General features: G+C 35.3%; 17 protein-coding genes and 1 pseudogene. 4 read left to right on the forward strand and 14 right to left on the reverse strand.

What is annotated here, in order from left to right; all coding sequences use genetic code 11:
* Positions 1-5 precede the first annotated feature (5 nt).
* From C7377_RS08585 to C7377_RS08595, 3 genes are all read right to left on the reverse strand, one after another.
* Positions 6-1,268, reverse strand: coding sequence for an adenylosuccinate synthase (locus C7377_RS08585; protein WP_116496941.1), 1,263 nt, complete (start codon positions 1,266-1,268; stop codon positions 6-8).
* A gap of 15 nt (positions 1,269-1,283) precedes the next feature.
* The gene (locus C7377_RS08590; RefSeq protein WP_207778459.1) at positions 1,284-1,778 is read right to left on the reverse strand and encodes a Fur family transcriptional regulator; all 495 of its coding nucleotides are present in this window, start codon (positions 1,776-1,778) and stop codon (positions 1,284-1,286) included.
* A 64-nt stretch (positions 1,779-1,842) separates the two neighbouring features.
* On the reverse strand, positions 1,843-4,083 hold the full coding sequence (locus C7377_RS08595; RefSeq protein WP_116496942.1) for a RelA/SpoT family protein: 2,241 nt from the start codon (positions 4,081-4,083) through the stop codon (positions 1,843-1,845).
* A 141-nt stretch (positions 4,084-4,224) separates the two neighbouring features.
* Here C7377_RS08595 and C7377_RS08600 point away from each other — a divergent pair, with 141 nt between their 5' ends.
* Together C7377_RS08600 and C7377_RS08605 are read left to right on the forward strand one after the other, a co-directional pair.
* Positions 4,225-5,037, forward strand: a complete 813-nt coding sequence (locus tag C7377_RS08600) for an SDR family oxidoreductase (protein WP_116496943.1) — start codon at positions 4,225-4,227, stop codon at positions 5,035-5,037.
* A gap of 8 nt (positions 5,038-5,045) precedes the next feature.
* Entirely contained in the window at positions 5,046-5,456 is a 411-nt protein-coding gene (locus C7377_RS08605; RefSeq protein ID WP_116496944.1) for an acyl-CoA thioesterase, read from the forward strand.
* Positions 5,457-5,954: 498 nt separating this feature from the next.
* Here C7377_RS08605 and C7377_RS09610 read toward each other — a convergent pair whose 3' ends face one another.
* The 10 genes and pseudogenes from C7377_RS09610 to guaB form a co-directional block, all read right to left on the reverse strand.
* A complete protein-coding gene (locus tag C7377_RS09610; protein WP_207778460.1) occupies positions 5,955-6,227 on the reverse strand; it encodes a hypothetical protein in 273 nt (90 codons plus the stop codon).
* Between the two features lie 110 nt (positions 6,228-6,337).
* Entirely contained in the window at positions 6,338-6,856 is a 519-nt protein-coding gene (locus tag C7377_RS09615) for a multicopper oxidase domain-containing protein (RefSeq protein ID WP_207778474.1), read from the reverse strand.
* Positions 6,819-7,799: a cupredoxin domain-containing protein gene (locus C7377_RS09620; RefSeq protein WP_262494803.1), complete on the reverse strand. Its 981-nt coding sequence runs from the start codon at positions 7,797-7,799 to the stop codon at positions 6,819-6,821. Before C7377_RS09620 ends, C7377_RS09615 begins: the two co-directional genes overlap by 38 nt.
* A pseudogene (locus C7377_RS09625) lies at positions 7,797-8,618 on the reverse strand (SDR family NAD(P)-dependent oxidoreductase); the annotation flags it as partial. The pseudogene C7377_RS09625 and the gene C7377_RS09620, both read right to left, overlap by 3 nt.
* A 345-nt stretch (positions 8,619-8,963) precedes the next feature.
* Positions 8,964-9,593: an NAD(P)H-dependent oxidoreductase gene (locus tag C7377_RS08620; RefSeq protein ID WP_116496945.1), complete on the reverse strand. Its 630-nt coding sequence runs from the start codon at positions 9,591-9,593 to the stop codon at positions 8,964-8,966.
* A 14-nt stretch (positions 9,594-9,607) separates the two neighbouring features.
* The gene (locus tag C7377_RS08625) at positions 9,608-11,269 is read right to left on the reverse strand and encodes an OstA-like protein (RefSeq protein WP_116496946.1); all 1,662 of its coding nucleotides are present in this window, start codon (positions 11,267-11,269) and stop codon (positions 9,608-9,610) included.
* A complete protein-coding gene (locus C7377_RS08630; protein ID WP_116496947.1) occupies positions 11,250-12,626 on the reverse strand; it encodes a peptidylprolyl isomerase in 1,377 nt (458 codons plus the stop codon). The genes C7377_RS08625 and C7377_RS08630 overlap by 20 nt, the downstream gene beginning before the upstream one ends.
* Positions 12,577-13,464 (reverse strand): hypothetical protein, encoded by an 888-nt coding sequence (locus tag C7377_RS08635; RefSeq protein ID WP_133241480.1) that lies wholly within the window; start codon positions 13,462-13,464, stop codon positions 12,577-12,579. Before C7377_RS08635 ends, C7377_RS08630 begins: the two co-directional genes overlap by 50 nt.
* The gene (locus C7377_RS08640) at positions 13,433-14,836 is read right to left on the reverse strand and encodes a peptidylprolyl isomerase (RefSeq protein WP_133241481.1); all 1,404 of its coding nucleotides are present in this window, start codon (positions 14,834-14,836) and stop codon (positions 13,433-13,435) included. Before C7377_RS08640 ends, C7377_RS08635 begins: the two co-directional genes overlap by 32 nt.
* 5 nt (positions 14,837-14,841) lie before the next feature.
* Positions 14,842-16,311, reverse strand: coding sequence for an IMP dehydrogenase (guaB, locus tag C7377_RS08645; RefSeq protein ID WP_116496950.1), 1,470 nt, complete (start codon positions 16,309-16,311; stop codon positions 14,842-14,844).
* 97 nt (positions 16,312-16,408) lie between these two features.
* Between guaB and C7377_RS08650 the strand changes: the two genes are divergently transcribed.
* Entirely contained in the window at positions 16,409-18,304 is a 1,896-nt protein-coding gene (locus C7377_RS08650; RefSeq protein ID WP_207778463.1) for a RecQ family ATP-dependent DNA helicase, read from the forward strand.
* Entirely contained in the window at positions 18,298-19,794 is a 1,497-nt protein-coding gene (locus C7377_RS08655) for an OmpA family protein (protein ID WP_116496952.1), read from the forward strand. Before C7377_RS08650 ends, C7377_RS08655 begins: the two co-directional genes overlap by 7 nt.
* Before the next feature lie 5 nt (positions 19,795-19,799).
* On the opposite strand, the gene lpxK is transcribed toward C7377_RS08655, so the two are convergent.
* The gene (gene lpxK / locus C7377_RS08660; protein WP_116496953.1) at positions 19,800-20,837 is read right to left on the reverse strand and encodes a tetraacyldisaccharide 4'-kinase; all 1,038 of its coding nucleotides are present in this window, start codon (positions 20,835-20,837) and stop codon (positions 19,800-19,802) included.
* Positions 20,838-20,843: the final 6 nt, after the last annotated feature.

A 20,843-nucleotide genomic window follows, 5' to 3' on the forward strand; every position in this document is an offset into this window, starting at 1 on the left:
ATGAATTATAAGTTTAGAGTTGCTTTTCTATCAGGTCCAAGAGAGAGAATTTTTATCTTCACTCCTGTTTCATCTTCAATAAAAGCTATGTATTCTTTGAGTTCCTTTGGCAATTTACCTGTTTTTAAAACTCCGTCAACATCTATTTTCCAACCTGGAAATTCTTTATAAACCGGTTTTACCTCGTCAGTCAATTCATAGGGAAATTCTTTTGTGATTTTTCCGTCAATCTCATAACCAACTGCAACCTTTACTGTGTCGAATTCATTTAGCACATCAGCTTTCATCATCGCAAGCTGTGTTACACCATTGAGCATAATAGTATAATTCAGTGCCACTAAATCTAACCATCCACAACGCCTGTTCCGACCGGTAGTCGCACCAAACTCATGTCCTTCTTGGCGAATACGCTCACCAGTTTCACATTCTAATTCTGTAGTGAATGGTCCCATCCCCACACGTGTACAATAGGCTTTAAAAATCCCGGTAACTTCTTTAACCTTTGAAGGAGCAATCCCTAAACCTGTACAGGCACCAGAGCTTAATGTACTGGAAGAAGTCACAAATGGATAAGTTCCAAAATCAATATCTAACAATGAACCTTGTGCGCCTTCGGCTAATATTTCTTTGTTCTCCTTCAGCATATTATTGATAAGATGCTCAGTGTCGATAAGTTTAAACGAATTCAAAAATTCAACAGCTTTGTGCCATTTTCCCTCATATTCTTTCAGGTCATACTCAAATTGATGAAGTTTATCTAAAATATCCAAATGACGTTGTTTTGCGCGATTGTATTTATCCATATACTCACCCACCACATCGCCTACGCGTAAAGCATTACGGCTTACTTTGTCAGTATAAGTAGGTCCAATTCCTTTAAGCGTAGAGCCAATCTTGTTCTTTCCTTTGGCAGCCTCATTAGCAGCATCAAGAATACGATGTGTTGGCATTATTAGTGTCGCTCTTTTAGAAATAAAGAGACGCTCTCTTATATTCTTGTCTGATGCCTCTAATTTCTCAACCTCTTCTTGAAAAATGACAGGATCTATCACAACACCATTACCGATAATATTTACAACATCTTCACGAAAAATCCCTGATGGAATTGTGTGCAAAACGTATTTTTTATTGTTAAATTCAAGAGTATGCCCAGCGTTAGGGCCACCTTGAAATCGGCATACTGCGTCCATTTGGGGTGTAAGTACATCTACAATTTTACCTTTGCCTTCGTCACCCCATTGCAGGCCTACTAAAACATTTACTGCCATTCTTTTATGATTCTTTTATTGTTCGTTTGTATTTTCTTTTGCTTTACAATTTTCACACAATCCATAGATGTATAAAGAGTGAAATGAAGGCTCAAAGTTAAATTGCTTCGCTACTTCTTCTCTTACTTCATTCAATCGATTGTCAGAGAATTCTTTGATATCACCACAAGTAGTGCAAATTATATGATCATGTTTATTAGAATCCAAACCTCTTTCAAATTGAGCATTCTTGCCACCAAATTGATGTTTTACAACCAGCTTACAGTTAATCAACAAATCCATCGTGTTGTATAGCGTCGCCCGACTTACACGATAATTTTTATTTTTCATGTGAATATAGAGCGTCTCTATGTCAAAATGTTCATCAGAGGAATAAATCTCATCTAATATTGCATAGCGTTCTGGAGTCTTACGATGACCATTTTTCTCCAAATAATCAGTGAATAAATTTTTGGCCATTTTCTTCGTATTTTCCAAATAAACCTTTTTAAGCGTACATTCCTTTTCCATGGTAAAAAACATCTTATTTATATTCAGTACAAATATACAAAATTTCTATGGGATTATTTTAATACTACTCTTTTCTACGTACTGAAATTATGCCTTTTATTTTACTAATTTTAAAAATAACGTCATTTAGCTCATGTGCATCAGGAACATATAACTTTATATCGCCAGAGAATACTCCATCAGAAACCTCAACTGAAATGCCTTTCATATTCACATCATGATCATTTGATATTAAATTGGTAATTTCATTCACCAGCCCATGTCTATCCACTCCCTCAATGGATATAATGGCTAGAAAAGACTTTAGGCGATGGGTTTTCCACTCTGCTGTGACTAATCGATCTCCTTGACGCGATGATATCCTCACAATCCGCTCACATTTACGTTTGTGGATCTCAACATTGCCTTGAAAATCAACATAACCTATAACATCATCACCAGGTATGGGTTGACAACATTTAGCAATAGTATATTCGTCATCTACCTTATCATCACGTAGGGCAATGACTTTCTTTTTATCTATAGTATTAGAGGATTCTTTTTCTTCGCTGAATTCGTCGGCTTCATCTGAAAGTTTTTTCTTCTTTTTAAAAGGATTTGAAAAGCGAATTGTGGTATATGGAATAAAGCGAGAACCATCTATCTTAGCAAAAGCTTTTTTGACATCTTTATCAGTAATGATGCCTGTTGCTAAATCTATGTACAGTTGTTCTTTATTTTTAACACCTAGATTCTTTATCAGCTTATGTAATCTTTCAGAATTAAATACACCAAAATTATTTTTTCTATAGATTTGCTCTAATAATTCCTGTCCGTATTTTATCCTCTCCCGTCGCTCTTGTCTGAATATGGATTTTAACTTTGACTTAGCACGTGGAGTTACGACAAAATTTAACCACTCCTCTTTGGGCTGTTGAATTTCAGAGGTCAAAACCTCTACTTGATCTCCCGAATGCAATTCATAGTTAATAGCTTGTGCTCTACGGTTCACTTTACCGCCAATGCATTTGTTGCCAATTTCAGTATGTATTTTATAGGCAAAATCCAAAACAGTAGCTCCTTTCGGTAAAGTATGTACATCGCCTCTTGGCGTAAAAACCTGAATATCATCATAATACAATCCAAGCTTAAAATCGTCTAAAAAAGACAACGCATCAGAATCTGGGTTTTCGAAGAGTACTCTGATTTCTGCGAGCCACTTGTCCAACTGGGTATATTCCCCCCCTTCTTTATAATTCCAATGAGCTGCAATTCCTCTTTCTGCCACATCATCCATTCTCCGTGAACGGATCTGCACCTCCACCCAGTCACCTGTGTCTGCCATGGCTGTAACGTGGAGTGCTTCGTAGCCTGTATCCCGTGGTTTATTAATCCAGTCACGAGTACGATCCTCTTTCAGCCGGTATATCTCCGCAATAATATTGTAAATTTCGAAGCACTGTATTTTCTCTGATTTACCTTCTTTGGGTTCAAAAACAATACGAACGGCAAGCCTGTCATAAACTTCTTCAAAATTGAGCTTCTTTTTCTGCATCTTCCTCCACATGGAAAATACAGACTTGTGCCTACCATTTATTTCGAATTCGTAGCCCTCATCTTCCATTCTTTTACGAATGGGTTTTATGAATTGTTCTAGAATCTCATCTACCTGCCCCTTTGTTTCAGACAGTTTACGTTCTATTTCTTTATATTCAATAGGGTTGGTATATTTCAAACTCAAAGACTCTAATTCTTTACGAATATTGCGTAATCCTAGTCGGTGTGCTAAAGGTGCAAATATGTAAAGGGTCTCACTAGCAATTTTCATTTGCTTATTCGTAGGCATATGCTCAAGGGTACGCATATTATGCAAACGGTCAGCAATTTTTATGAGGATGACTCGCATATCATCAGATAAGGTAAGTAGTATTTTCTTAAAATTTTCTGCCTGCTGTGATACATCAGAGGAAAAAATACCTCCGATTTTCGTCAAACCATCAACCATATAGGCAATTTTGGGACCAAATCCATTCTCTATATCCTCTAAGGTAAAGTGAGTATCCTCTACAACATCATGCAAGAGAGCCGCACACACAGCTTTGGTACCAAGTCCTATTTCAGTTGCAACAATCTTAGCCACTGCAATAGGATGCAAAATGTAAGGTTCTCCTGATTTTCGCTTGACTCCCTTGTGTGCATTCTTTGCAAATAAAAACGCTTTTACAATAAGGTCTTCACTTTCTTTCCTTTTGGAACGATTACAGTGTTGCAATAAGTCTTTGAAAGCTTCATCTACCTGTTGTATTTCTTTAGGCGTTTCTTTCATACACAAGTCATTTTGGGAAATTCAATAATAAATTGCAAGATAGGAAAAACTGACTATTTAATGCAAAATCATAAAGAAAAAAGCAACTGAAATCATGTCATTTTCTTATATTTGTAATCAATATTATATCTTTACAAATCTATGAAAGATAAAGTCGTAATCATAACTGGTGCTTCTTCTGGAATCGGGAAGGCATGTGCTATAGAGTGTGCAAATAGACAAGCAAAAGTCGTATTAGCTGCGAGAAATATAAAGAAATTAAAAGAAGTTGAACAATCCATTCTCGAATCTAAAGGTTATGCCCCTTTATGCATTGAAACTGATGTTACTAAGGAATCTGATTGTAAGAAACTCATCGAAAAGACGATCGCACATTATGGAGAAATTCATATTTTAATTAATAATGCAGGAATCGCTATGCGAGCACTTTTTAAAGATGTAGAACTGGATGTGTTACGCAATATTATGAATGTAAACTTTTGGGGTACTGTCTATTGCACGAAATACGCTTTGCCTTATTTGCTAAAAACAAAAGGTAGCGTAGTAGGCGTAATCTCTGTTGCCGGATATATGGGATTGCCTGGACGCACAGGATACGGAGCCTCTAAATTTGCCGTAAGGGGTTTTTTGGAAACCTTACGAGTAGAAAATCTGAAAACCGGTCTTCATGTATTGGTTGCCGCTCCAGGCTTTACAGCGTCTAATATCCGTAACACTTCCCTTACCGCCTCTGGTAAACCCCAAGGGAAATCACCAAGGGATGAAGGAAAAATGATGAGTGCTGAAGAGTGTGCCAAACACATCATAAATGCAACAGTAAAGCGTAAACGTGAATTGATTCTGACTTTTGCAGAAGGAAAATTCACTGTTTGGCTTAGCAAATGGTTTCCTTCCTTACTGGATAAATTATCGTATAATCATATGGCAAAAGAGCCTGATTCGCCATTTAAATAAATAATAAGATGCAACTAACACCAACCCAATACCGAGTATGCTATGCAGATACTGACCAAATGGGTGTCGTATATTATGGTAACTATGCCAAGCTCTTTGAAATAGGTCGCGGTGAGGCTTTTCGAGAAATTGGAACTACATATAAAGAAATGGAAAACACTGGAGTCATTATGCCAGTGATTCACTTAGAAGTAACTTATCATTCGTCAGCATTTTACGATGATTTGTTGACCATTGAAACCACTATTGACGAATTTCCAAAGACACGAGTTACTTTTAACCATAAAATCTATAATGAAAAGGGAAAGCTTCTCGTAACTGGTAGTGTGACGTTGTGTTTTATTGATAAAAAAAGACAAAGACCTGTAAAAATGTCCAAAATGATGGAGCAAAAACTTCGTGAAATTTGGAATGACTAAGCTTAGAAGCTGAACTTCATCCCAAAAAATTTCATCGTTCGGTTATATGCTCAATCACTAGAATTTATCGGTTATTAGACTAACTCAAACAACTAATTATCAGCTCTTAACAGAAATTTAACGTACTATAGAACTATCCTTTCTGATTATGGAGAATGAACATTAGTTGTAACAATTGCAAACAATGAAATCCTTGCTGAAGATGCCTATGTTGATGGTAACTTAATTACTTCATCAGTTTAACTTGTCATGTCAGTTTTATGAAAGCTTTCTTAAGGTCAATGATGCTACAATAAAATATACTACCTGGTTCACTAAAAAAGCGACATTTGATATCGCTTTTATTATAATTGAACTAGACTTTAAACTATTACTCAATAAGCTAAATCTCAAAAAATTGATATGAGTAACTATCAAAGCATACATGACTAGATTATTGTTCTTATACTATTCAAATGCATAGTGTAAAATATTTAAAAGATTGTAATTTTTATTTATCTAAAATCTAATTGACAATCCACCACCCCATTTGGTATCATTATCATAGTTTGCATGAAGAGAAAAATTTCTAGAAATCATGTAAGACAAACCTAAAGTCCATCCATGCTCTCCTTCATAATCCTTATCATTCTCTAAGTCATTTACCCAACCAAAATCTGCTCGGTATTCGTATTCACCTTCTAAAAACATTCTAGGAAAAAGTAATAGTTCCCTATCCAATTTTATTCTAGGTCGTAATTGATGGTCAACACTAAAGTCAAAATTAAACATATACGGAGTAAAATATTTAACACCGACTAAACCTACAGTATTAATATCATCAAACGAATCTGGCTCTTTATTTTCTGCATTCGCTCCAATATATAATCTTACAAAATCATTTAAATATCTATTATAACTAAATTCAATTTCATCATTTTATCATAATCAAACTCACCATTCAAGATAAATTCGTTTCTAATATTACTAGCTGTTAGTTCAAACTCTCTGAAATTAGATCCTATTTTAGCTGCACCCCAATAGAAATATTGATCGACCTCATCAAGTAAATTTTCTACAGGATAATCTTTCATACGTTCATCTCTCGGAGTTTCATAACTAAAAATACGTGACACACCTCCTACCTTATGATACAATACGTGACAGTGAAAGAACCAGTCACCGTATTCTTCATTATAAAACTCAATCGTAACTTCTTCCATTGGAGGAACATTCACTGTATGCTTTAATGGAGAACGTTCTCCATTCTTATTGAGCACTCGAAAAAAATGTCCATGTAAATGCATTGGATGGTGCATCATTGTGAGATTGGACATTCTGATCTTAGTGACTTCTCCTTTCTTTATTTTTATTTTGCTTTTTTCAGATATAGGAAGTCCATTTAAACTCCATATACCGATTCATATTTCTTGTAAGGGTCAATAACATTTCATTTACCTTTGCTTCTTTGGGAAAAGTTGTTATCTCTTTAGCTTCAAGAAAAACATAATTGAAATAAGTCTTTCGTGTATCATAATCAAATGAAGAATTATCAGTATTATTTTCATGCTGCTGATGATTTGAATTATTATGACTTGAATGCTTCATATCTTTCATTTTCGATTCTTCATGATTCATATTATCCATTCCTTCCATATCCATATCCATATCCATACCGTACTTATCATTTAAGTACTGAGGAGTCTTCTTTTTAGGATTACTCACAATAGAGGGTGCTCCCATCTTTATATCCATTTCAGCCATTTGTTCCATCATGGCAATTTTATCTGGCCTACCCGTTACTATTGCAGGAATAAGCTTTCCTTCACCTAAGCGAACAGAAGTATGTCCAGAACCATCTTGAACAGTAGCAGTTATTTCTAATGTTCCATCAGGCATGGTTACGATAACATCATAGGTTTCAGCTATGGCAAAAAAAATGCGATTTTTTGAAACGGGTTTTACTTGAATTCCATCACTAGCTACTATCATTGGATTTCCTCCTCCAAAGTCTAACCAATAATAGGATGAGGAAGAAGCATTAATGAAACGCATACGTACTTTCTCTCCAGCTTTAAAATTTGGATAGCTAGCTATATCTTTTCCATTACTTAAAAATGCAGGATAGTAAATATCTGCAACATCAGCACCCTCCATTCGATCTCGCCACATTTTAAGTTGGGCACCAAGAGCTCCTCTACTAATCACAGCACTTAATGGGACTGAACTTCCTTTTTTGACTTGGTACCACTCATTAGCGAGTTTTAAATTTCTCAAAACATTCATAGGTTTTTCATGCGTCCAATCAGATAATACGACAACTAATTCTTTATCATACTCTAATGTTTTTTCTTTAGGATGAATGACTAATGCTCCATAAACGCCTTTTTGTTCTTGTAGCATAGTGTGCGAATGATACCAATAAGTACCTGTTTGGTTTATAGGGATTCTATATTAAAAAGTGGTATTTGGTTTTATTGGTGGCGTAGTTAGATAAGGTACACCATCATAGAAATTTGGAACGATAATTCCATGCCAATGTACGGAAGTTTCAACATCCATCTTATTCGTTACATTGATAACAGCAAGATCACCTATCGCAAACTCTAAAGTCGGTGCAGGAATATCACCATTTACTGTCATTCCATCAGCAGTTACACCTGCTAAAGTCATTTTATTTTGCTCTATTACAAGGTTGTACTCGGTTATGGGTCTACCTTCTTCATCCCTATTATCTCCATTTGTACCAACTTGTGCAAACATAAAATTCACCGCAAATAAAAACAATATTAAAGTGCTAATTGTTTTATTTATGACAATATAGTTTCTAAGATTTTTCTGTTCTTTAAAACTCGTATTCAGAGATATTTCCCAATCATTTTTTGTATGTTTTAATAAAGGTTTTTTGCATAAAGCATATGTATTATTTACGACACTCGTCAGCTCTTTAAATTTTGAAATTGCTAGTTGGACAAGTTCTTCTACAAACGACTTTTTAAAAGAATACTCTTTCACAAAGACTTCTTTATCGAGATTAAATTTTTCTTTTATATAGCCAGCTTTCTCATTCAAGTCGACAGTCACAATAGAAGTCCTGTGTTTTATGAATTCTGTAGACATTGCACCTTCTATTCCAACAGCTCCACCTGTAATAATAATGAACTGATCTTGTAAATTATCCATTGTTAAAATATTTTAAGTTTTATGAAAAATATATTATCCCTAAAGTTATGAATTATAAATGATTGATTAGATAAAATAATAGATTTTATGCTATATAAATATCCTGCTAGGATAAACCATATGATTATAAGAATAAACAATTTTATTACAATTCTGTTTCTACAGGTTTATTGTTTTATAACCATTCGCTCTTAGAAAATAGAATTAGCTTTTCGGTGATGATGAAGGAGTTATAACTGTTCATTATAATACAATGATGAAATAATCTTCATATAAAAAACTTGTCACAGTAAAAAAGCCACTTGCATTAACAAGTGGCTTTCAGTGTTTCGATATTTATAATAATTAATACTCTATGACCATATCTTCTAAAGGACGACGAACTTTAGGTAAATGCTGATATTTATCATCTTCGGCTCTATAACCAATAGGCAAAGCAGAAATTGTCGTCAAATTCTTACTAGGTAAATCTAATATTTCATCAAACATGGCTTTTTCAATACCTTCCATGGGGCAAGAATCTACACGGGCATTTGCACAAGCCGCTAGAAGTGTTCCTAGTACAATGTATGTTTGACGAGCAGCCCATTCGTCTTTCCGGTTTTCTTCTTCTAAGGTTTTCAAGTGACCAGATACTACTTTTTCAAACAACTCCAGTTTTTCTTGCTCTGTATTTCTTATTTTTGCTGTATAATTCACATAATTCTTAATAAAATCACTATCTACTTTAGTCTTTGCAGTCAGCAAAATCATGTGTGAAGCCCCTTTAAGTTGTTCTCCCCAAGAATATTCTGAAAGTTTAGTTAGTATTGTTTTGTCTCTTACCAATACAAAACGAAAGGCTTGCATTCCAAATGAGCTAGCAGTGAGATTTCCTGCCTTTAAAATTTCCTGCACCTTTTCTTCTTCTACTTTTTTAGACGCATCAAACTTTTTCACAGCATAGCGCCATTTTAAATCTTCAATTAATCTCATAAGTTTATTTATCTTTATCTAAATTCTCCACCATTTTCTAGTGGTTTTCTTTGTTTCGCATTTTTCAAATCCTCATCGTTTTTTTCTTCTTCGGGATTATCTTCTGTTATGACTCCTCGTTTTTGTGCTGGTTCCTCCACAGGTGGTGCAAGGTTCCATTCAAAGATATCTTCTCGTCGGCGAGGTCTATTGGCTTCATCCCATCTGAATCCATTCAATAATAATGCTATTTTATCAAAATTACTTACGGGATGCATCGTTCCAGTAGGTTTCGTTCGAAAGATGATTGTGCTGAGCTTTTGGTCATTAAGCCGAATAGTGATATCACTGCTCCTAATATGATTGACTCCGGTAAGCTTCCCATCATCCTTTACGAAATAGAGAGACTCTCCATTTCCATAAACTTCGATAGTATGCAAGGTGTCATTATCAATAAACGCTTTCATCTCTCGACCTTTCATTTGATTATAGAAATTTTGTGTAGAGTCTTCCGACGCTATTGTAAAAGCATTTTGAAGCAAGTTTACATGTTTTAGTTTCTCATTAACAAACTCAGCTGTTATAGTATCAGCAGTAAGCTGATTAGTGCCAGACCATATCGTAGGATCGTAATACATACGCATAGTAGAATCGGCCTCAGTAAATGATAAAGAATCACATTTGCCCTGAAAATCTGGTTTGAAAAACTTTACCTTTCTATACACTTCCATTATCTGTCTGTGCAATGTATCTTTATGAACAAAGATCGTATCAGAATGAGCAAAGAGCGTGTCTTTCTCCATAATGTACTGTAATTCAATACTATCTACTGCTAACACTGAACTATCCTGTCGAACACTTTTCATGTAGTCGCTTTTCAAAACCATGTTATTAACAGTATCTACGAGCTCACAGTTTTTCGTAAGAATGCCTATGCCTGTTTTTTCATCATAGTTTAGGTTGTCGCCCGTTAAAACATAGCTTTCGTTGATTAACTTTGTCGCTTTTGTAAAATTAGAGATCCCTGTATTGGTATTATACACACCTCTTTCCGTGTACATTTGGTAATCCTCACTCACAAAATCAGTAGGTGAGATAATGAATGCTTCATTGGAGTTCACGTTGTATCGCAACGAATCTGTGATAATTTTATAATCTTCTCCAGTAATAACAACATTTTGTTTAAATAGAACATCTCCATTGCTAGCATAATAGGTTCCGACACGACTTGAAAGTACCGAGGTAGAGTCAATTAACTTTCCCCCATAATTATAAGCTCCAATTTCTGTGTCTAAATTATAATCAAGCGAATCTGTGAGAAGTGTTGCCTTTGCATGCTCTAATTTTGCATTTTTTCTGACTTTCAAAAAGTTAGTGTTTAAGTCAAAGGACATGTATTCGCCCTGCAAATCAATAGTATCTCCCCTATTTACTTGCACCTTTCCATACGCCTCTATTATCTGCGTATCTGAGTGTTTGTAAGCACTATCACAAAAAAACTTTATTTCTTTTGCCTTTTCTTCTAAAAATACATTCCCGACAAAAACCTGATCATGGTCTTGAGTTACAGGATTTTTCACCATAAATACAGAATCTGCATTGCGAATGGTAAAAAAGCTTTGCGCAACAATCTCCGTTGATAAGCTAAGGCAACAAAAGATAAATATGGTGTATTTTCTAATTGCTATCCCAGTCATGTTGGAAACCTTCTCTGGAAATATTCTTACTAATTTCTACATGAGTGTCTTTTATCTTCTCTGCCACCCAGTCATTTAAAACTTCTTGTTTTTTCTTGGTGAGAACCATATTTTCAAAGATCTCCCAATCCTCATCCAAATTTGCTTTGTGTTCTGGAATGCGAGACTTAATTTTGAAAAATTTGTACATCGGCACGCGCTCTTGATCATCATAAAAAATTTCTGAAAGCTCACCTTCTTTTACTCCTTCTAAATTTCTAGAAATAATAGGAGGTAATTCTGGTTTTTGAAAATAAGCACCCATCGTTCTGTTGTTCATCAGTACTCCAGAATTGTTTCGGGTGTCTTTATCATCAGAATAATTGAATGCAGCAGCTTCAAAAGTAGTTTCTCCGTTCAAGATAGCTGTACGAATGGAATCAAGCAAATTCTTCGCTTTTTGTTTATACTCTAACTCGATTTTAGGCTTCAGTAAGATATGACGAGCATTCACTTTATCGCCTTTTTTGTCAATAAGTTGGATAATATGGAATCCATAGTCTGATTGCACTATTTTAGAAATTTTACCTGGTTTTAATGAAAATGCTTCGTCTGCAAACTCTTTTACCCAGCCTGTGCGTGAAGTGTAACCCAATTCTCCACCTTTATTTGCAGAACCAGGATCTTCTGAGTGCAACACAGCCATAGTCGCAAAACTAGCTCCTCCGTAAATCTCATCTCGTAGATTTCTCAACTTCTCTTGTATCCTGTCTTTCTCTTCTTCAGATATTTCTGGTTTTTTAGTAATTTGTTGAATGATAAGCTTCTCAGGCATCAAAGGCAAAGTATCTTGAGGGATTTCTTTAAAGTTAGTTCGAACCTCTGCAGGCGTTACTTTTACATCTTTTACAATCTCCTCTTTCATTCGTTCCACGATCAGCATATCTCGTGTGGCATCACGCAATTCGTTTCTTATCTCTGCTGTGCTCTTTTTGAAATACTGCTCCAGCTTCTCTTCAGACCCGGCATAGCGTAAATATTGACTCATTCGCTGATCAAGTTGGCGTTCTACTTCATCTTCAGTTACAATAACACTATCAACTATTGCTTGCTCTTTTAGCAATTTTGACATGAGCATATTTTCAATAACTTGTGAGTGTATATTGCCATCAACAGCTACTTGGTTTTCTGCCTTTGCTCTGTTGATTTCGTATTGCAACTCTGACTGCAATATCACCTCATCACCTACCATGGCTACAATTTGCTCTATTACGGTACCTTTTTTCTGTGCTTGTAATGGCATTACTGCTAATACAAACAAACAAAGACTAATAAACCTCAAATTGATTGTTTGTTTTTGCAACTTCATATATTTCATATTCTAATTGTTTTGCTAGTGCTATTTTTCTGTTATGTAAAATAATTTCTCTTACTTTCTCGTTGATAAAATCCACAGGACTCATTTCTCCTTCTGGAATAATTTTAATAGGTTTTAAAAAGTAGGTTGTGGTTTGGTCTTTCATTGTAAGAACTTTTCCTTCTTTTAATGAATTCAAGTCTTTTAAATCTGCCTCTGATGGTAAATTCCTTAAAATATCCTTAGCAGTATACCAACCTCCATCGTAATTACTTATTACGGTCGTATTCTCCAGTTGGAAATCTTGCATAAGGTTTATATTTCTTTTGGAGAAAAGCGAACTAATAAGTGCAATATCCTTCTTGTTTTTAGTTAATACTTTAGCAAGATAATATTTATAAATAGGGCGTTTCAATACAAAACTTTCAGAATGTTCCGCTACATAATTAGTTAACTCTTCGTCTGTAACTATTGTATCTAAGTGCTCCGCTAGGTATTTCTGCTTGTATTGGCTAATTAATAATGACGAACGATAATCCTTTACTAACTCTTCGACGTTTTGTTCCTCTTCAGTTAGATTCATTTTCGCTGTTTCCAGTAACAAGTTCTTACGAATCCAATTGTTTATATATCGTTCTCTAAGAGCTACGCTATCATCGCCACTAGTTTCATCTTTTAGCAAATCTTTTAAATCTTCTTCATAGAGATAAGAGTCTCCAACTTTAGCTACCCTCGTGCCATGTTCATCTTTGGGAGCAACTTTTTCCTTATTTTGACATGAAGCTAGCAAAAGAATTCCTATAGATACTACTAAGAGACTAAGGTGTCTAATTCTCAAAAACAGGATTGTCCTCAACATATTTTTTTTTAGGAATTACAGGATTATATTTATTTACCAACTTGCGTAAATCTTCGATAAACTTTTCTTTGTTCTGTCCTCTTCCAATCATTTCCATAGGATTGAAAACTTGCATAAAATAGAAATCATCTATCAGTCTTTGGTAACGGTTTGTATCAATATCTTTTTTGTACCTCTCTACTAAAAGGTGATGAAGATATTTGTCATAAGTATCTGTTGTAAAGTTGTATCCATATTCACTCGCATATTGTCTTAAATCTTTAGTATAAAATGGCTCATTACTTACTAAAAATAAAATATCATCTCTTCCACTCATAAAATTATATGGATATTCTTGTACTTGATACCTCTGCTTTAACTCCTCAATGAAAAACGATGGCTTTCTAGTAATATAGCGAGCATGTTCTTTCAGATTCTTTTCCAGCGGATAAGCCTCTTTACTCAATCGTTTTATAATATACCAACCACCTGAAGCAAAAAATGGTTTACTCATTGCTCCATCTATTGTCAGCTTCTCTAATTCTTTAAGAATAATTTCATTACTATTGATAGAAGGCACAAAATACTTTACCGCAGTTTCATCTATTCTATATGGCTGTGAATACTCTTTCGCTACCAATTTAAAAGATTTACCTGATTTTAACTTCGCAAAGGCTTCCCTTATTTTTGGCTCACCACTCCCCTCCATATCAGGAATATAAATCATTAAGGTTTTGTACCTGCCGAAATTTTCTTGCTCTCTTATTAATTCAATATAATGATATCCTTTACTATCTTTTATGGGTCCGATAATCCCAGTACGGTTATCACTTTCTAATAAATTACAAATGGCATTATTCAAAGCCCACCGAGTTTCTGTCGGAGAAATAATACGAGTACTCATAGAAGTACCTTCGTAGGCTCTTGCTTTATTTACAACTTGCTCAAATGTGACATTTTCATTCTTTTTTAGTTCTTCTATTTGACGCAATAGAATCGGATCGAAAGGAACGAATAAATCTTTTACGATAGCAAAGGTGTTTCGAGACATCGTGCACTTATCCATGAGTTGCTTATAATTTTCAGTACTGTAGATACTTCCTAAGATATTTAATGTCTGCATTTCCAACTTTCTTTTGAATGCTTTGGTAGTATCAGCCCCACGAGCTTTAAAATCATAAATAGTGAGATAAAAATTGAGCATCTTATTAAACTCATCTACTGTAATAGTTTTTTTATCTTTTTTAGCAAACATTATATCCAATGCATCTTTTTCAGTAACAGTGTCATTACCTATTTGAAAAAGTATATCATTCTCTTGCTGTGCAGTCAATAAGCTACCACAACCTAAGATAAGGATTACCAAAAAACACCAATGACATCTCATTTCCATAATTTTTATCGACTGTAATTTGGAGCTTCTCGAGTAATATCCACGTCGTGTGGATGATTTTCAGTAACTCCTGCAGCCGTAATCTTTGTAAATTTAGCCTTGCTTAAATCTTTTATGGTCTTAGCTCCACAATACCCCATCCCAGCTCTCAATCCTCCGATAAGCTGGTGAATCACTTCATTCAAGTTTCCTTTAAAAGGTACACGTGCAGCAATTCCTTCAGGTACTAATTTATTTGTATCATTTTCATTATCTTGAAAATAACGATCTTTCGACCCTTTCTGCATTGCTTCCACAGAGCCCATTCCTCTATAAGATTTAAACTTTCGCCCATTGTATATAATTGTTTCACCAGGCGACTCTTCTACACCTGCAAACATCGAGCCAGCCATAACTGTGCTTGCTCCTGCCGCCAATGCCTTCACAATATCACCCGAGTAACGAAGACCACCGTCAGCGATAACAGGAATATCATAAGATTTTAACTCTTTCACCGCATCGTAAATAGCAGAAAGCTGTGGTACTCCTACTCCTGCAATAACTCGAGTAGTACAAATAGAACCTGGACCTATGCCGACTTTTACAGCATCAGCACCATGCTCAGCCAACATTTTGGCTCCCTCTGCTGTTGCGATATTTCCTACGACTACATCAACATTTTTAAAACTATTCTTGACATAACTCAACATATCTAAAACACCTGCAGAATGTCCATGTGCAGTATCTATTACCAAAGCATCAACGCCTGCATCGACAAGAGCCTGTGCTCTTTCTTTACTGTCACCGGCTACTCCAATTGCAGCAGCAACACGTAAGCGTCCTTTTTCATCCTTAGAGGAAAAAGGTTTATCCTTTGCTTTCGTGATGTCTTTATAAGTAACTAAGCCTATTAGTTTATAATCATCATCAACTACGGGTAATTTTTCAATCTTGTGTCGCTGAAGAATTTCAACCGCATCATTTAAGTCTGTTGATAAATCTGTAGTAATTAAGTTTTCGGAGGTCATTACTTCACCGATGGTACGTTCTAAGCGTGTTTCAAAACGTAAATCTCTATTGGTTACGATACCTACTAAAATTCCGTTGTCATCCACTACAGGCACCCCTCCTATATGATATTCTCTCATCATACTCAAAGCATCCATTACTTTCTTTTCTCGAGTGATGGTAAGCGGATCGTAAATCATTCCATTTTCAGCACGCTTTACTGTTTTCACTTTCTTAGCCTGATCTGCAATAGACATATTTTTATGAATCACCCCTATGCCACCTTCACGCGCAATCGCCATTGCCATCTCTGCCTCTGTTACAGTATCCATAGCCGCAGAAACCAAAGGTATGTTCAATTTTATATTCTTAGAAAAACGAGTTTCTAATACAACATCACGTGGCAAAACTTCTGAATATCCGGGGACTAAAAGCACATCATCAAATGTAAGACCATGTGATTTGATTCTATCTTTTTCGAACGACATATTTTTTATCTTGATTATTCGGTTTTAATTTTCAAAAATAAGCTTTTTTTCTCTATTTTTAATGTCAAATAACCTTTTTAACTTTAAAGTTACATCTGTGAAGCCGATTGATATACTGAATAAATACTGGGGATATGATGCTTTTAGAGAGCTTCAAGAACCTATTATTCAGTCAATTCTCTCTGGCAAAGATACCCTAGCACTTATGCCCACAGGTGGTGGAAAGTCTATCACTTTTCAAGTTCCAGCCCTGATGCAAGAGGGACTTTGTTTGGTTATAACCCCATTGGTAGCATTGATGAAAGACCAAGTTCAGGGTTTGAAAAGAAAAGAAATAAAAGCAGAAGCTATTTATACCGGGCTTACTAGAGCAGAGATACAGCAAATTATAAACAGGTGTATATATACTGATATGAAACTGTTGTATGTATCTCCAGAACGAATCGAAGGTCATTATTTTCGACAATATTTGGCAAATATGCCAATATCTATGATTGCCGTTGATGAGGCACATTGTATCTCACAGTGGGGATATGATTTCCGTCCTTCCTATCTGAAAATTGCAAACATACGCGAACTATTTCCTGATGTTCCTGTTCTGGCTGTTACCGCCACAGCTACACAGCGGGTTGTTAAAGATATTCAAGAGAAACTAGCATTTAAAGAATCAAATGTTTTTAAGAAAAGCTTTGAGCGTAAAAATCTCTCTTATATTGTTAGAACAGTCGAGGATAAATTTCAATACCTTCTAAAGATACTTACTAGAAGCAACGGTTCTGCCATTGTCTATGTACGCAGCCGTAAAAAAACTAAAGAAATAGCAACGTATTTACAAGATAATGGTATTAGCAGTACTTTTTTTCACGCTGGTCTGCCTGAAGAAGTAAAAACTGTACGACAACAAAGTTGGACAGAAAACAAAGTACGGGTTATTGTAGCTACAAATGCCTTCGGAATGGGTATCGACAAACCTGATGTACGAGTTGTAGTGCATATCGATTTACCTGATTCCTTAGAAGCTTATTTTCAAGAAGCAGGAAGAGCCGGACGAGACGAACATCCTGCATTTGCCGTTTTACTCTATCACCCTAGCGACAGAGCTAAGCTTCAAAAACGGATTAGCCAAAAATTCCCAAAAAAGAAAACGGTACGTAAGACTTATACAGCAGTAAGTAACTTTTTAGGATTAATGGAAGGAGAAGGTGCTAACCAGTCTTTTGCTTTAGATATAGGAAAGTTCGTCACAAAATTTAAATTGAGTTTGTCAGACACCTACAACAGTCTGGCTTTGCTTAAAAATGCTGGAGCTATTGATTTTATCGAAGAACTTGACAACCCTTCACGTATTTTGTTTCGTATGCAACGAGATGATTTATACTCATTTCAGGTAGCTAATAAAACGCTTGATAATTTCATAAAACTGCTCTTAAGAATGTACTCAGGTGTTTTTACTGATTACGTTCGAATCAATGAATATAATATTGCTAAAAAAACGAAGCTTACCGTTGAACAAGTTAAAACAACACTCATTCTATTAGCTAAAGAAAAAGTGATTTATTATGTTCCAAGGATAAAATCACCTTATATTTTTTATCCTGATGGACGAATTCCTGAAAACTATATTAGTCTGGATAAACATGTATATAAAATTCCGAAACAACTTTATCAAGACAAAATCCTCTCGGTTGTAAAATATGCAGAGCATAAGCATCGTTGTCGCTCTCAAATGCTTTTAGCCTACTTTGATGATTATAGCAGCAAGCCTTGCGGTCATTGTGATGTATGCGTTGCTAAGAAAAAGAATTTTCCACCCAATAGCAATGTACAAGCTATTGCTGAAGCAATAACATCAGCTCTAAAAAGTGACCCCATTGCAATAAAAGACTTAGAAATGCAATTTGATGATACAGACACTTTTCACTTGGCATTGTTTTGGCTCTTAGACAACAAAAAGATTTGCCTATTCCCCAAAAATCAAGTTGCACTATGCTAAGAATCCTCTCATGTGTATTTTTCATCATCTACAGTTCTGTAGTATTGGGACAGGATATCATTGTACAACGTATGAGCGATAGCATCAATACGCAAGCTGAAGAATATTGGCCAACGATTTCTGCTGACGGAAACACACTCATATTTAATCGTTTGGTAAATCACAAGGGTCTTGAAAATGAGGATTTTTATTACAGTACGCGTGATAGCTTGGGTAATTGGTCTAAAGCACAACCTCTAAGTGCTTTAAATACTGAAGAAAATGAGGGTGCACAAACCTTAAGTGCCGATGGTCGTTTCATGGTTTTCACCTCATGCAATAATCGAGACAGTTACGGCAGTTGTGATTTATTTTACAGTATCAAGATTGGTGATAATTGGCTACCACCACGAAATCTAGGGAAAGCTATTAATACTAAAGCTTGGGAAACACAACCATCATTATCTGCTGATGGCACTGAACTTTATTTTGTGAGTAATAGAAAAGGCGGAAAAGGGGGCATGGATATTTGGCATAGCAAATTACTCCAAATCGACAACCAAGGTCATATGCACTGGTCAGAGCCTGAAAATTTAAATATTAACACTGCTAAAAGTGAAGTTTCTCCTTTTATTCATAGTGACAATAAGACCCTCTATTTTTCGTCCAATGGCTACACGAAACAGCCACAATTTGACATTTATATTTCTCGAAAACAAAATAATACCTTTACCACTCCTGAGAATATTGGTGCACCCATCAACACTTCAGCTGATGAAATAGGACTCGTGGTCAATACCGTTGGGACTACCGCTTATTTTGCATCAAACAGAGAGGGAAACAATAAAGACATCTACACCTTTCCATTACCTGCAGCCTACCGACCTGAAAAAGTTCAAATTCTACAAGGAAGAGTTATTAATGCCAAAGACAAAAGCCCTCTACTATCCTCAATTACTTTACAATCAGCAACAGATAGCAGTCTAACGTATTATGCGCTTACAGATTTTAAAACTGGTGAATATTTGCTCTGCCTCACACAGGGAGAAACTTGGCGACTTTCTGCACAGAGCGAAGGATATTTATTTCATAATGAAAACATTGATTTACAGAATCAAGAACTGCCTTATGAGTATAAAGATATAGAACTCAAGCCCATAGAGAAAGAAGTAAGAATAGTTTTAAATCATATCTTTTTTGATACAGATAAAGCAACGCTCAAGTCAACTTCGAAATTAGAATTAGAACATGTAAAGCAACTGCTCAACGCCAATCCTTCATTAAAAATAGAACTTAGTGGACACACTGATAGTCAAGGAAGTAACACACACAACCAGCAACTTTCAGAAGCACGCGCCAAAGCTGTTTATGATTGGCTTGTTGCTGAAGGAATTTCACCCGAAAGACTCGCAGCAAAAGGTTATGGCGAGCACCAACCTGTTGCTACAAATGCCACTGCTGAAGGTCGTGCAAAAAACCGACGTACAGAGTTAAAAGTACTAAGTTTTTAAGATTTTTAGAGAGATAAGATATGATGAAATTGTTTTTCAGCTCCTTCAGTCTCAAAGGCAACTTTTATAGGTATATAATAAAAATATGATGCTAATTTAGTACCAGAGATTAATGGCAACAACTTAACCTTGTCTTTTTCTGTGGTTAAAATGATTTTTTGAGTTGTTTTTACCTTCTCAAATTCTTCTTGAATTTTTAATAAATCTTTTTTAAGAAAATCATAATGGTCAGGATAAGGTAAATGGTGAACAGTAGTTTCTCTGTCATGCAAATAGTCTAGCAGAGGCATCGGATTAGCAATGCCTGTAACTAATAGCAATGCCAAGTTTTTTAAAGATTTATCAAGAGGCACACCTTTATATGAATGCAAACTACCATATTCGAAATGAGTAAAGAAAAGAGGTGAAACAACTCTGTTTTTATGGACAATTTGAGTTTTTTCTTTATCTGAAGGTATTTTGGGACATTTTGTAACCAATACAATATCAGCTCGTTTTAATGCTCTTCTACCCTCTCTCAAATTACCTGTTGGCAAAAAACAGTCATCGTAAGGCATCCGATTGTAATCAATCAAAACAATAGATTTGCTCGGTTTTACTGCTCTATGCTGGAAGGCATCATCTAATAAGATTAAATTATATCCTGCTTTTTGTAATACTTCAATACCATGGACTCTTTTCTCGTCAACGGCGAAAGTAATCTCAGGAAACTTTAATTTCATTTGTAGTGGTTCATCGCCTACTTGCTTAGCATTATCATCGAGATTCACATACCGAAATCCTTTTGTTTTTCGTCCATACCCACGACTTAATACAGCAATTTTATAATCTTGTTTATACTTGTGTATAAGATATTCTACGTGCGGTGTTTTACCAGTACCGCCTACGGTTATATTTCCAACACAAACAACTGGAGTAGAAAAAGATTTTGATTTAAAAATTCCTAAATCATAAAATCGATTTCTAATAAAAAAAATAAGTCCATAGAGCCATGAGAACGGAAATAAAACAGACCTCAAAGTATCTATGGACTTAGATTTCATAAATCA

This window comes from Balneicella halophila, assembly GCF_003096835.1.
GTDB lineage: Bacteria > Bacteroidota > Bacteroidia > Bacteroidales > Balneicellaceae > Balneicella > Balneicella halophila.

Bases quoted from the DNA above. Each gene is read 5' to 3' on its own strand.
- C7377_RS08620 (WP_116496945.1), bottom strand. From the start codon at position 9,593: ATGAGATTAATTGAAGATTTAAAATGGCGCTATGCTGTGAAAAAGTTT.
- C7377_RS08635 (WP_133241480.1), bottom strand. From the start codon at position 13,464: ATGTTGAGGACAATCCTGTTTTTGAGAATTAGACACCTTAGTCTCTTA.
- C7377_RS08605 (WP_116496944.1), top strand. From the start codon at position 5,046: ATGCAACTAACACCAACCCAATACCGAGTATGCTATGCAGATACTGAC.
- C7377_RS08640 (WP_133241481.1), bottom strand. From the start codon at position 14,836: ATGGAAATGAGATGTCATTGGTGTTTTTTGGTAATCCTTATCTTAGGT.
- C7377_RS09610 (WP_207778460.1), bottom strand. From the start codon at position 6,227: ATGTTTAATTTTGACTTTAGTGTTGACCATCAATTACGACCTAGAATA.
- C7377_RS08585 (WP_116496941.1), bottom strand. From the start codon at position 1,268: ATGGCAGTAAATGTTTTAGTAGGCCTGCAATGGGGTGACGAAGGCAAA.
- guaB (WP_116496950.1), bottom strand. From the start codon at position 16,311: ATGTCGTTCGAAAAAGATAGAATCAAATCACATGGTCTTACATTTGAT.
- lpxK (WP_116496953.1), bottom strand. From the start codon at position 20,837: ATGAAATCTAAGTCCATAGATACTTTGAGGTCTGTTTTATTTCCGTTC.
- C7377_RS08630 (WP_116496947.1), bottom strand. From the start codon at position 12,626: ATGAAATATATGAAGTTGCAAAAACAAACAATCAATTTGAGGTTTATT.
- C7377_RS08625 (WP_116496946.1), bottom strand. From the start codon at position 11,269: ATGACTGGGATAGCAATTAGAAAATACACCATATTTATCTTTTGTTGC.
- C7377_RS08655 (WP_116496952.1), top strand. From the start codon at position 18,298: ATGCTAAGAATCCTCTCATGTGTATTTTTCATCATCTACAGTTCTGTA.
- C7377_RS08600 (WP_116496943.1), top strand. From the start codon at position 4,225: ATGAAAGATAAAGTCGTAATCATAACTGGTGCTTCTTCTGGAATCGGG.
- C7377_RS08595 (WP_116496942.1), bottom strand. From the start codon at position 4,083: ATGAAAGAAACGCCTAAAGAAATACAACAGGTAGATGAAGCTTTCAAA.
- C7377_RS08590 (WP_207778459.1), bottom strand. From the start codon at position 1,778: ATGGAAAAGGAATGTACGCTTAAAAAGGTTTATTTGGAAAATACGAAG.